This is a genomic window from Autumnicola patrickiae, assembly GCF_031846525.1.
Taxonomy (GTDB): Bacteria; Bacteroidota; Bacteroidia; order Flavobacteriales; family Flavobacteriaceae; genus Autumnicola; species Autumnicola patrickiae.
The window spans coordinates 56,852-69,982 of sequence record NZ_JAVRHM010000008.1 but is presented as its reverse complement, the minus strand read 5'-3'; the positions used below and the strand labels follow the sequence as shown (position 1 = coordinate 69,982).

General features: G+C 35.9%; 13 protein-coding genes. All 13 read right to left on the bottom strand.

Annotated features, from left to right (window positions below; genetic code table 11):
• Positions 1-104: 104 nt before the first annotated feature.
• On the bottom strand, positions 105-1,328 hold the full coding sequence (locus tag RM549_RS08525) for a hypothetical protein (RefSeq protein WP_311683747.1): 1,224 nt from the start codon (positions 1,326-1,328) through the stop codon (positions 105-107).
• Positions 1,329-2,270 (bottom strand): GNAT family N-acetyltransferase, encoded by a 942-nt coding sequence (locus RM549_RS08520; RefSeq protein WP_311683745.1) that lies wholly within the window; start codon positions 2,268-2,270, stop codon positions 1,329-1,331.
• Between the two features lie 125 nt (positions 2,271-2,395).
• The gene (locus RM549_RS08515; RefSeq protein ID WP_311683743.1) at positions 2,396-3,505 is read right to left on the bottom strand and encodes a glycosyltransferase; all 1,110 of its coding nucleotides are present in this window, start codon (positions 3,503-3,505) and stop codon (positions 2,396-2,398) included.
• Between the two features lie 106 nt (positions 3,506-3,611).
• Positions 3,612-4,646 carry a glycosyltransferase family 4 protein gene (locus tag RM549_RS08510; RefSeq protein ID WP_311683927.1) on the bottom strand — a complete coding sequence of 345 codons (1,035 nt, stop codon included), beginning with the start codon at positions 4,644-4,646 and terminating at the stop codon, positions 3,612-3,614.
• A 49-nt stretch (positions 4,647-4,695) separates the two neighbouring features.
• The gene (locus RM549_RS08505; protein ID WP_311683741.1) at positions 4,696-5,808 is read right to left on the bottom strand and encodes a glycosyltransferase; all 1,113 of its coding nucleotides are present in this window, start codon (positions 5,806-5,808) and stop codon (positions 4,696-4,698) included.
• Positions 5,809-5,822: 14 nt separating this feature from the next.
• Positions 5,823-6,695 (bottom strand): GNAT family N-acetyltransferase, encoded by an 873-nt coding sequence (locus tag RM549_RS08500; RefSeq protein WP_311683739.1) that lies wholly within the window; start codon positions 6,693-6,695, stop codon positions 5,823-5,825.
• A 30-nt stretch (positions 6,696-6,725) separates the two neighbouring features.
• Positions 6,726-7,589: a polysaccharide deacetylase family protein gene (locus RM549_RS08495; protein WP_311683737.1), complete on the bottom strand. Its 864-nt coding sequence runs from the start codon at positions 7,587-7,589 to the stop codon at positions 6,726-6,728.
• Positions 7,590-7,595: 6 nt separating this feature from the next.
• Positions 7,596-8,744: a glycosyltransferase family 4 protein gene (locus tag RM549_RS08490; RefSeq protein ID WP_311683735.1), complete on the bottom strand. Its 1,149-nt coding sequence runs from the start codon at positions 8,742-8,744 to the stop codon at positions 7,596-7,598.
• A gap of 4 nt (positions 8,745-8,748) precedes the next feature.
• Complete coding sequence (locus RM549_RS08485) at positions 8,749-9,624, bottom strand: glycosyltransferase family 2 protein (RefSeq protein WP_311683733.1); 876 nt, start codon at positions 9,622-9,624, stop codon at positions 8,749-8,751.
• 4 nt (positions 9,625-9,628) lie between these two features.
• Entirely contained in the window at positions 9,629-10,642 is a 1,014-nt protein-coding gene (locus tag RM549_RS08480; RefSeq protein ID WP_311683731.1) for a glycosyltransferase family 52, read from the bottom strand.
• A gap of 19 nt (positions 10,643-10,661) precedes the next feature.
• Complete coding sequence (locus RM549_RS08475; RefSeq protein ID WP_311683729.1) at positions 10,662-11,372, bottom strand: PIG-L deacetylase family protein; 711 nt, start codon at positions 11,370-11,372, stop codon at positions 10,662-10,664.
• The gene (locus tag RM549_RS08470; RefSeq protein ID WP_311683727.1) at positions 11,350-12,030 is read right to left on the bottom strand and encodes a formyl transferase; all 681 of its coding nucleotides are present in this window, start codon (positions 12,028-12,030) and stop codon (positions 11,350-11,352) included. Before RM549_RS08470 ends, RM549_RS08475 begins: the two co-directional genes overlap by 23 nt.
• A gap of 69 nt (positions 12,031-12,099) precedes the next feature.
• Positions 12,100-13,116 (bottom strand): pseudaminic acid synthase, encoded by a 1,017-nt coding sequence (gene pseI, locus RM549_RS08465; protein WP_311683725.1) that lies wholly within the window; start codon positions 13,114-13,116, stop codon positions 12,100-12,102.
• Positions 13,117-13,131: the final 15 nt, after the last annotated feature.

Sequence of the window (13,131 nt, the reverse complement as noted above, 5' to 3'; positions counted from 1 at the left end):
CATTTCAAAATGCTACACTTCGGGATATTTTTTTAATTCAATTTGAAAATTAAAGAATTTTTGAACTTTTATTGGCTAAGTGTTCTCCTCAATCCAAACCTATATCATTGTTGAACTTGAACCTTGTTTAACTCAGCTACCTGCTCTTTCCTCAATCGAAGTTTCCGAAGTTTCACAATTTTCTTGTATTTCTTTTCTGCCATATAATAATAGATCACGAAAAAGAGGAAGTACATCACCATAGATTTTTGACGCATGATAATTCCTAAATTGGACATTACAAAGGTCATGGCCAGAGAGGTCATAAAAAAAACGACAAAACTTGTCTTTACAAGAGGAGGCGATTTTCTAATAAATGAAATAAAGTCCTTCTTTAAAATTTGAAATGTAATCAAAAGATAAAGTAAGTTTTCTGCAGACACAATTAATCCTAAGACTCCCGGAGCATCAATAAACAAAGGTCTAAACCAAAAAGTAAATAATTTTACCGGTAGCGGATAACTAGCCATATCTACACCAGATCCAGCATCTTCGCTCAGCCCTTGTGCTCTTGTAGATGTAAAATCCTGGAAATCGGATACTACATTCTCAGATCCTCCAAGATTTACCACCGCCAAAACTTTGTCCTGTATCAGCACCAACAAAACGATCATTGCCAAAAAGGCCCCTGCTTTTTGTCCCATTGAAATCCTTTTATTTCCACTCATAAATCCTAAACCAGTTCCTACTACCATAAACATAAAAACATGTGGTCTTACATGATAAATAATTAATGCTCCCAAAATCAGAAAAAACCACCTTTTCTTCCACACTTTCAGTGCATAAACAAACATCATAATTCCCAAGAAAATTACAGAACCTTTTCCTAAAGAAGAAGTCCAAAAATGCATATTAGGCAAAAACATAAGTATAAAAAGAAAATCCCAGCGCTTGAACAATTTAATTTTTACTGGAATGTTTTCCCTGAAGAACAAATAAGTAAAAATGAAGCCTAAATAACCTATCCACGCAAAAATAACCATCACCACAACATAGGGTAAATCCAAACTAACTGTAAATGGATAAGCTATAAACTCTAAAAAGGTAGTACTGGTGCCATATAAATCAAGCCATTCACCGGTATATCTACGGGTATTGTAATAATAATTTTTGGAATCTGAAGGATTATTAAGAGCATAAATGTAATAGGTTAGCCAAAAAATAAAGTGGTAGAAGTATAATCTATTCATTAAGGAAACAGAGAAAAACTTATGCCTGTTCTTGAAAAAACGAAAAATCCCCTGGTTTACCAGGTAAAGGAATAATATCAAAAAAATTGCTCCTACCATTTAAAATAGTTCTAAATCGCCCAAATTATAATTAAAATGATTCAGTTCTAACAAATTGTTAAATTCCTCATCAGGAAGGCTTAACTTTCTCACTGTCATTACGGGGCCAAAATTCCCTTTTATAAAAAAAGTACCAAAACCATCTTCATTGGCCATTGAAATAAATGTTGCCCCAAATTTTTTAGCCCACTTGGAAATAATTTTCTTGATAGTGCTATATGTCCTATCATCTCCAACCATAACTTCCACAATCCTCAATTCCTTGAAATATTTATGCTCCTTTACATAACCTGCCATGTAAAATGAACTGTCGGCTATTACTTCATATTTCTGTAACGGGTTATCCTCATACCTCCACCTGAGATATTCAGCAGATTTTGGAGTAAAATATTTGTCTATTTTAGACTTATTAGTGTTGATGCTATGGCATAAATTCTTAATATCCTGAAAATTGATGTTTATTTCCGTATCATAATTAGTTGTTTTCTGAGATAACCAATTTAACGGAAAAGTAGGTTGGATTTGCACTTTTAGTTTGTCAACTTTTTCCCACCCCATTTTCAGGTAACCGGGAAGGCTTAGTTGATTTGGGGTATTGAAAATAAAATGTCCACCTTCTTGTTTTGCCAACTCTATTGCTTGTAATGTTAACTTTTTAAAGACTCCTTTACCCTGATGTTCCGGATGGGTAGCAGTATCAACCGCCCGAAAAGTTATATGGATTTTATCTCCTTTTTGCCATTGCCAACGCATAAAAGCCCTAACTCCAATTATTTTATTCTCTTCAATAGCTACCAAAACAAGAGACCTCCCAAAAGGATTATTTATATGCTTAAACCTCCAGACTTCTTCTGTTTTTTTGGAAGAAGTTTCACCCAGACTTGCCTTGAGTACTTTTAAAATTTCAGGAATATCTTTCTCTGTCCCTTCCCTTATCTGCATTTCTTATATATTTTGAACTTTTTCTGAACAAGTGCTTCTGAATATGAACTTGAACAATTTATTCCGGAAATTAGTGGTTTTAACGTTTTCTTCCGTAGCTATATCAGCGTATCATTCTCATAAAATTAGCTTCCATGCATGGAAATATAATTATCTTCAAGTGCTTCCACCATAGTTTTTAGGCTAAAAGCATCAATGACCCTTTTTCGCGCAGCAACCTTATATTTTTCAAGTTTTGTAGGGTCATCGAGTAAAACCTGCACCAGTTCAACTAATTTCCCCCAATCTTCAACCTTACAAGTGAGCCCAGTTTCACCATTGATCACCACTTCTTTAATCCCTCCAGCATCTGTTGCTACAACAGCACACTCCATACTCATAGCTTCCAAAAGTGCAATAGGCAAGCCTTCAAATGAAGAACTCATCATAAAAATATCCATGGCTTCGAAATACGGCTTCACTTCGGTTTGAAGTCCAGGAAAAAATACTTTTCCTTCCAAATCCAAATTATTGAATTCTTCCTTGATTTCTTCTTCAAGTGGTCCCGTCCCTACAATGATCCCATACACATTAGTATTAGTAGCTTGCACTTTGGCAAAAACCTGAAGCCATTCCTTTAATCTTTTCTGAAACCTGAATACGGCCACATTGCCTAAAACTATTGCGTTCTTTGGAATTCCAAATTTTTCCCGAATAGATTCGTCTCCTTTTCTAGTGAAGGAACCGGTATTAACCCCATTAAGAAGTGTCTTTACAGGAATGGAAGGGTGAATGTTGTTTTTTATGGAATTGGTTACATCTTCAGAAACACCAAAAGCCATACTTTGATAGTTAAACGTTGATTTATTAATCTTTTTCGTGACCACATGGTAACGTTCCTGCATATTATGTTCTGTATATAATACAGGAATCCCAGTTTTTTTGAAGACTAGCCTGCCCAAGAACCCCGCCCATGGCAGGTGGCAATGTATAAGCTCAATTCCCTCCCTTTTACAATAATCAATTACATTGTTGTAACGCAAGAAAAGATAAATATTGTTTTTGGCTTCCATACAAGTCACCTTTCCTCCTGCATCTTCCAACGCATTTACCATTTGGTCCTTCCATGGCAAAAAATAAATATAATGAAATTCGAATTTATGGGTGTCATGGATTTTAAGAGTCTCGGGAAGTAGCATTTCTGCCCCTCCCCTTCCCAAGGATTTAATGATATGAAGGATTTTGATCTTGCGCATTTACAATATGATTAGTGACCACAAATTTACTTCATTGCAGGTGGTCGACAAGCTTTTAATAAAAATTAACAGCCTCAGGGGATTATGAAAAAAAAATGGAAGATTTTCATGAACGAATTTCAGCATATATCCGCAAAAATTGTTTGGCTATCTCACTATTCATAAATTTTTCTGAAACTAAATTAAAAGCATTTTCAACTTTATTTTTATCGGAATTTTCCAATTCTTTTAAAACAGCAGCTGCAAAAGAATTTTCGTCATTCTTTTCGATTAAATAGCCAGTGTTATTATTTAATATTTCGGATATACCGCCCACATTATAAGCCACTACCGGTAATTTTTGATACATAGCTTCTACAACAACAGCAGGAAGCCCTTCTATCAAACTGGGCAAAATAAGGACATCAGAAAATTCAATATACAAGGTAGGATCCTCTACTTCTCCATGGAAATAAACTGAACCTTCAAGATCTAATTCATTGGCCTTTTCCTGAATTTTATTTCTTAATACCCCCTCTCCCAATAAATGAAGTTCTACTGAAGGTTCCGAAGATAAGATCCGCTGAAAAATTTTTAAAATCCCATAATGGTTTTTTTCTTTAGTAAAAGACCCAATATGGAGCAGTTTTTTTTTGTGCTGGGACTCTGGTCTCAAAGGATTACCTTCTAAAAATCTTTTTTCTTCAACCCCTACTGGAACAACAGAGGTGATCGTGGCAGTAAAAGGAAATAACTTGTTCAAATCATCCTTGGAAGCTTCTGAAACCGATACAATTGCATCTACCCGCTTCAATAAAAATTCATTGATTCTTTTTGAAAATCGCGTTTTCACATAAAAACTGGAGGCACTTGCATTCCTATAAACCAAAGGCTTCTTCCAGTTAAAGATAATTTTTGACAATACAGCATATTTTAGCGTATCTGCAGCATTAGCCTGAATAATATCTGGTTGGAATTCGTCAATGATACGTGCAAGTTGAAACCAACCTTTATAATCTACAAACCTCCTTTTCCTAGGTCTGGCAAGGGTTTTTACCTCTTTATGAAGAAGTGGCAGTGAAGCACTACCATCGTAAATACTGTACACCTCAACTTCGTGCCCCAACTTTATCAAATGATTGGAAAGTTGGCAACAAAACACTTCTGCCCCCCTATATTGTTTTTTCTGTATTAATTGAAGTATTTTCAATTTAAGCTCTATTTAAAATCAACTGTCTATAAAGGGTTTCAAAACGAATTGCATTTTTTACAGGATTAAAACTTTCCTGTACAAGATTAAATGCCTTGTTCCCCATTTCTTCCCGCAAATCGAAATCATTCATTATACTGAGCAATTTTTCTTTAAATTGGTTTTTATCAAAATTGTCTATCATAAATCCCGTTTCGCCATCTTTAAGCACTTCAAAAACACCACCTACATTTGTGGCAACAGATGGTACTTTCTGTGCAGCGGCTTCCAGTATCACCCCAGGAACACCTTCCACCTTGCTTGCAAGGACAAAGCATCCTGCTTCAGAAAGAAGTTCTGGAATATCTTTCCTGAAACCTATTAGATATACAGTTTTATCCAAAGCCCTAGCGGAAATTTCATTTTTGATTTCTTCATAAAGAATTCCATTTCCTACACAAACCAATTTCAGATCAGGCTGCTCTGTTTTTAATTCCGAAAAAATATCCAGTAAAAACAAATGGTTTTTTTCAGGACTAAAATTGCCAATATGCATTGCGATTTTATCTTTTTCAATAAGGTTCAATTCTTCTTTAAGGCTTTGCCGCAACAAAGTTTTGACTTCTTTAATTGGGATGCCCCTCCTAATCACCGAAGTTTGATTTGCGGGATAATCAAAAGTTCTAATAAAATCCTCTATTGCCTCTTCCCCAACAGAAGAAACATGGTCAATCCTGGAAAATATTTTTTTGTAAAGTAGCTTTTTAGGGGTGTTGGACAACCATTCACTAATAATACTAATATTACGATAAACCAAAGGGGTTTTGGGAGTAAAAAAGGAAGTGGCAACCATATATTTGAGTGTATCAGATCCGTTACACTGAATGACATCGGGTTGTGACTGTTTTACAAGCCGCACTATTTTTTGAACAAGGGCTGGGGAAAAAGCACCCCTTTTCCTCAAACTTAGATCCAGATTCTCCGCACCGTCTACCTCCAGTACATCTTTTTCGTTTTTATATAAGCCTGCAAATATTATTTCGTGACCCAATTGTAGAAGTTCGGTGCTCAAGTTTGCAGCAAAAACTTCCGCTCCACGATACTGCCTCTTGGTTACTAATTGAAGTATTTTCATTAAAAATTGTTTCTTTAAATCCTACCCTCTAAATCCCCTACTGAAAAAGCTATTTTCCCGCTTACCCCAATCTCATCATCCTTACTGACCACTGCCTGTGAACCACGATCAAATTTAAGTAGGAATTTAAGGTGTTTATTTTTTTCGTTATCCAAAAAATAAACTGCTTTTGCTTTATTTTTTGAACATACAGAAATTAGTCTCTGGGTACTCTTTTGTTTACCTCCAAAAGAATCCACTAAAATAATACTTTTAATTCCTTTCAATTTTGTCAACTTATAAACAATGGTACCCCCATCCTTAAATTTGGCTATTTTATATTGTTGGTCTGCATATCTCCATGTAAAGTAATCTTTAGAAATATTTGTTTGACAGGAAAGTTCTTCCAACCAGGATTTTTGAAAATCCATCTCCTTTGATGTTATTTCCTCAAAATTTTCTGCTCCTTTCAGGAAGTTTATTAGCCCCACTTTATAGCTAAAATTGCCATCTATGGGTTTCCATCCCATTTTCAAATAGCCAGGTTTGCTGTTCTCATTTGGCGTGTTAAACACAAGATCATATTCCTCTTTGATATTTTCCAGTCCCTGAAGGGTTATCTTTTTAAACAAACCTTTTCCCCTGTAATCATGATCTGTACAGGTGTCAACAGGACGAATTGCTTTTATGACTTTGTTGTCGCACAAAAATTCCCACCTCATAAACATACGTAATCCCACAATCCTATGGTTATCAACAGCCAATAATCCGTATGATTGTCCGAAAGGATTTTCAAAATGTTTCCAAAGAAAAGCTTCTTTGGTATGGTCGGTTTCAAAATTTGCATTTAAAAGCTTGATTATTTCATCGACATCTTTATCGTAATCTATTTTCCTAAACTTCAGCATATTTACAGATGTTGATTTTATTTGATTTTTCTACTTTCTCAGATGGAATAAAAACGGATGTGCCCCGGAAACTTTCGCTTTAAATTCCGTCATTTCAGTATCGCTATCAACCATGATGCGCGAAATGTTCAGCGGATCCATATTTTTTTTATTGATTTTGTGGTCAAATAGGAATACAAGTTCCATGTTAAATTTTTTCAAAACCTCAGTAGTTTGTTCATCGGCATTACCATTGGGATAAGCAAACACATCGAACCCCGGGAACTGCAAGGTTTCAAAGACTTTTTTTGCTTCCGTTAGCTCTTCTGAAATTTCTTCGGGAGTACATTTATCGAGCATGGGATGGGTGTGGGTATGGTTTGCTATAAACATCCCACTTTGAATCATTTCTTTTAAATCTTGGGTGGTCAATTGTGGTTTCGATACCTCCAGATATTCTTCCATCCTCCCCACCCGTTCAACGTTGGATATTTCTTTAAACTGCTTTACCACTTCCCTCGCCTGAAGATAGGTTTTACCTTCTTTCATTTCTTTGGCTTCGATCCTCTTGATCCAAACATCTTTTGAGGTGTTTATCAAACCTGTGATGATAAACAAACAACTACTGAGATTATGCTGTTTGAGTACTGGCAAACCTTTTTGGAGTACTGTTATATCCCCGTCATCGAAAGTGATCAATAACGGATTTTTAGGCAATGGTTGGTTTTCCCTGAAATGAGATTTCAAATCCTCTATACTAATAATATTGTATTGAGACTTAAGGTAAATTACCTGCTTCTCAAAAGCCATTTTATCTGGTACTGTATGATAGGCAAGGACTCTCAACCTTTTGGCATACCTCTTTTTAAAAAAGAAATGGAAGCTGCTTAATGCTGAATACAATTTATCCCTCATACCCTTTTAATGTTTTTTGGATGCTATCAATTGCCCGTAGGTCTTTTCATATTCCATTGCTATTTGATTAATATCAAATTTTCCTACAGCAATCTCCCTGGCATTTTTCCCCAATGCTTTAAACTTCTGCTCATCCTCCATAACAGCCAAAACTTTTTCGGTGAGGTCCTTCACGTCCCCCCTTTTAAATATTATGGCAGAATTTTCATCTACACATTCCATATTTTCAGGAATATCGGAGCAAACAATAATTTTTTCCGTTAACATCGCTTCTATTAATGCACCCGGCAAACCTTCAAAATAACTGGGGTACACAAAAAGATCTGCAATAGACAGCAGTTGCGGCACGTCTGGTCGTCTTCCCAATACTTTGATTTCATCTTCAAGACCCAGTTCCTCTGCACGGTTCTTCAATTTTTCTTCAAAAACACCGTGCCCAGCGATAAGGAGTACAGTATCAGGAAACTTTTTAAGAATAGCCGGCATGGAATTTACCATATCTAACTGCCCTTTCCTTTCAATGAGTCGGCTAACATTTAGCAACACCTTTTTGTTTTCGATTCCCAAGGATTTTTTTAAAACTTCTAAATCTTCAGTTTGCCCTACGTTTGTGAATTTATCAATATCTCTCCCCCTGTAAATCACTTTGACTTTATCTAAATTCACCAGCGTAGATTTCGCCTTTGATTGCTTTATAGTTTCAGAATTTGAGATAAAGAAATCTACTTTCTTAGATGTATAGGTATCATAAAACTGCACCAATTTCAATTTGATCTGCATTGAAAGTGGTTGATTCTGGAAACGTAGTCTATTGTAAGAATTATTTACAAAACTACTTATCAAAGGAATGTCATAGTTCGATTTTAACTTACGTGTTACAGCATCAGATCTGAACAAAGTGGAATGGATAATATCCGGTTTCTCCTTTTCATAGATTTTTTCCAGTTCCTTTGCTGCCTTTGAAAAATTTCTGGGTCCCGGGATATTCAACGAATAAACTTTTATTCCCGCTTCCTCCAAATTTGGTTTTAATTGGTCGCCTTTGTATAGGTGTACAAAAACAGGAGTATAGTTCTTGAAATGCTGAGATATTTCAACCAAACTCCGCTCTGCACCCGATCCATTTATAGTATCAATTACAAATAATACTTTCATTAATCTACTCTTTATTAGGAAATTTTCTAACCCACAATTTTTTTCTTACGAATGGAATTTCGAAAGCTATTAAGTTAGCCACATTTTTTAATGAAAAATCTTCTTTTAATAGCTTGTGGAATACCTCTCTACTTTTTTTTATTTCACCTACCCTCACATAATTTATTGCTGAAGATTTTAAAAACCCATTTTTTCTAAAATGAAGAACTCCTGAATCTTTATACTTATTATGTAAATATAAAGTAGCTTCTGCTCTTTGTCTATCCCGTGCTTTTTTCCTCACAGGATCATTATGTACATTGTATTCAAAATTGCAGTTATTTGTATAGTCAATGCCGAGGTTTTGTTTTTTACAATATTCAACAGCACGAGCAGTCATTTCCCAGTTTGTACTTTGTGATAATAAGGTATCATAACCGTCTATTTGATTAAAAACATCTCTTCTTATGGAAAAAGTTCCTGCTAAAGAAGAATATTTTGAATCTGAAATTTTATTTTTTATTCTTGGGAACAATTTCTCACCTCTTATAATGTAACCACAACTTATATAACCTGTATCAGCCTCCTTCACATCATAAAAATCTTTTAACCAATTCTCGCTTACCTGGTCATCGCTATCGAGAAAACAAATAAATTCTCCAGTTGTTACGGAAACTCCGTGGTTCCTGGCTACAGTAACTCCCTGGTTCTTTTGTTTGACATACTTTATCCTCTGATCTTCTAAAAATGGAGCAATTTGCTTTTCTGTATCGTCCGTTGAACCATCATCTACAATAACTAATTCCCAATTGGTGAAGGTTTGTTTCAAAACACAATTAATAGATTTAATTACTGTAATTGCATTGTTGTAGGTAGGTATTATTACTGAAAAATCCCTCATAAATTTATTTATCTAATTTTAATTCCTTGAAATTATCCCTTTTCATTTTATTGAAATTTTCTTCCAACATATCATAACGGTCTTTGAATTTAGTCCCTTCAGGAATATCCCCTTCACCTAAGGAAAGGTAGTAAAACTCCAATTGTGGGTATACCTGCGGCAGGTTTATCAATACTGAAGATATGTAAGAAATTACCATGCCTGGCAATTCATTTTCCACTTCCATTCTTTCCTCAAAGGGTATGTTGTCACGAACAATCTTTCCAAAGAATTCATATTCTTTCAAATTTTCATCTTTTTCCCGGCGATGGGAAAAGTAGGAGAATTCCCCATCTGGAAACCGACTCCTGATCATTTTTAGATAAGCAAGGTGTTTTTCTTTATCAAGATAACCAAGTTCTACAAGCGGACTCCCTACAAAATAAATTTTATCTTTTTTGATTTTTGTATTAGCGGAAGATTTAAAATTAAAAACCTCTACAGAATCTGATGCTGCAATATCCAGCTCCCAGGGCGAATAAAAGTGCAAATTTTCTACAGGGGATAAACCGAGGATTTTGTTAATGAAAAATTTACTGCCCTTAAATGGAATGGTTTTGTCCTCTTTCCTCAAAGAAGCAATAGGTATGATCCCAGTACCATCACTAATCAAAACTGTTTTCTGGGGATTGTACTGCTTTAAAATGTAATGCTGAATCCAGGAATTGTAATTAGAAAAAAAGACATTATCGAAAGATTTTTGCTTCCCCTTTATTTGTTTCACCTTGAACATTGTCGAAAAAATATCAAGGTAATGGAACGGAGGCTTTCTTTGTTTATCTACATAGATTACATCCAATAGTTCAATTTCGGGATCCTGTTTTATTCTATTACAAAATTCTTCATGGCCAGGAAACCTTCTAATGTTTAGCACCATATAATTATCTGCATCAGCATGGGTGTCAATATAAGTTTTGACATTTAAGAGATGTGTGGTATTGGTGATTAAAAAAAGGTTCCTATTTCTTTTCGATGCCATTCAGTGCATTTTTAAAATCTTAGTTTATGCTTCTCACAACTGTAAAGGCTTCTGCAAAATCTTTGCCCACAGCAATTCCCCACCGTTGTGCCTGGATTTTTAAAGCTTCAGGAGAACGTGGGTGCGGATACTGCCTTTTTTCAAATTCGTAGCTTTCCATTCCCTTTATTTTTGCTTCAATTGCTTCTTCACTTACACTTACGTACATGTTTGGCACAAAGTGCCGTGGATCTGTAGCGGCACGCCATTCGGTTCCTGAAGGGGTTTCAAATGTGATCACTGTTTTCACCCGCTCATCTTTCATAGGTCGGGTAGCTGTTACCACAGCCTCAAAGGTGCGTTGGTGATCAACATTCACATCCCCACCGTGGTGTGTAAAGACCACTTCCGGATCAAAATCCTGCTTTTCCTTTTCAATAACTTTGATGATGTCCAACAAAGAAACAGTATCAAAACGATTATCGGGAAAATCATAAATACCTACAGAGCCATACCCTATTGCTTCCTGTGCATTTTTTATATTCTCCCTATGAATTTTTAGCTCTTTCTCCCATTTTTCAGGATCCCTCACTTCTGCCCTCGAAGTGATGCCTTCCCCAAGGATAATCACCCTGGTTTCACAGGAATAATCTTTATTTAACTGATACATTGTAGCCCCCAAACCTAGAAGTTCATCATCGGGATGAGCTACTACGACTAAAATTTTTTTATTTCTTAATGATTCTAACATCTGCTATAATTTCTTTTTCTGATTTTAATGAAGCCCTGGTAAACTCGAACCGAAAATGCTCATTTTCAATATAAGCCGCCGGATATCCTTCACAGTCCAGCATCCTGATAAAATCGTACACCTTTCCTGTTTCAGACAGCCGGTTAAGGTCACCGTCTTCAGGCTTTCTCCTTTTGAATTCCACTATATCCCCTTCCTGCGGAACAGGTTTGATATCTTCCTGAATAATTTCTTCGATCATTTCTTCAATTATCCCGGAGCAACGCAGAAAAATTTCCTTTGTGGTACCATTTAGGTTTAAATCCTTTTTCAAATATATGGGTCCGGTATCCAATCCTTTTCCCGCTTTTAAAGCTGAAATTTTAGTATTGTTTATACCTCGTGCAATTAAATTCTGAATAGGGCTCCCTCCCCTTCCGTGAGGAAGATCTGTTTCGTGGAAAACCACGCACTCGAACTTTTCATAGATCGAAGCCGGAATAATATAGGACCAATGTGGAATGAATATTTTACCGGGTTGAAGTTCTTCTAATTTATCTAAAGCAAACCGGTCTTTTTCATCTATTAAAACCCAATGATACTCCGAAAGTTTTTTTTTCAGGGATTCATAGAGGGGTTTATGCCAACTTTTCTCCGATAAAATAATAAAAGTTTCCATTTCCGGTACTATCGTTTAACTTTAAACAAAGAATCAATGAACATCATGGTTAAAAATCAATAAAGAATTCTATTCAAAATGTTCTTTGGACAGAGGCTGACCACGTTTAATATCCTGTGTGGCTTTTTTTCCTAATACAGAAGTATAATATTTTGGTGCTAAGCCATGTCCTGGCCGTATAGATCGTATATTCTTTTCAGAAAAAACTTCTCCTTCTTTAATATCTTCTACCACAAAAAGCGATCTTCTTCTTGTTTTGTTGGGTTCGGTTACTTCATAAACCACTTGCCCCAATGCTTTTTCAGCTTCCCGGGCAGCTTTCACCATTGCAGCAAATTCATCAGGTTCCATTGAAAAAGCTGAATCGGCACCTCCTTGTGAACGTTCCAGGATAAAATGTTTTTCAATCACTTGCGCTCCGAGGCTTACTGCAACCACTGGTACGGTGCTTCCCATTGTATGGTCTGAAACCCCCACCTTAACACCAAACCTTTCCTTAATATCCGGCATAGTCAAGAGGTTTGCATCTTCAACAGTGGCAGGATATTGTGAAGTACATTTTAATAAGGTAATATCATCATTACCAACTTCCCTACAGGCTTGCACTGCCAACTCAATATCCTCGATCTCTGCCAAACCTGTGGAAATGATCATAGGCTTCATCTTTGAAGCCGCATGTTTGATCAACGGAATATCTGTGATTTCAAATGAAGCAATTTTGTACCGTGGCACATTAAGTGTTTCCAGGAAATCCACGCCATCTATATCAAACGGGGAACTAAAAAATTCCATTCCTAAATCTTCCGATATTTTTTGAAGTTTTGGTTGCCACTCATACGGCATGGAAGCTTCTGTATATAAATCATAGAGCCTGTAGCCTTTCCATAATCCTGAATCTTTTGGTTGAAAATAAGGATTATCTTCATCCTTCACGTCTATGGTCATGGCATCTGCAGTATAAGTCTGAACCTTTACAGCGTCGGCTCCTGCTTTTGCCATTGCCTCAATGGTTTTTACAGCCAAATCAAAATCATTGTTATGGTTGGCAGATAATTCTGCTATGATATATAAATTACTCTCTTTCATTTTGTCTTTATTTGG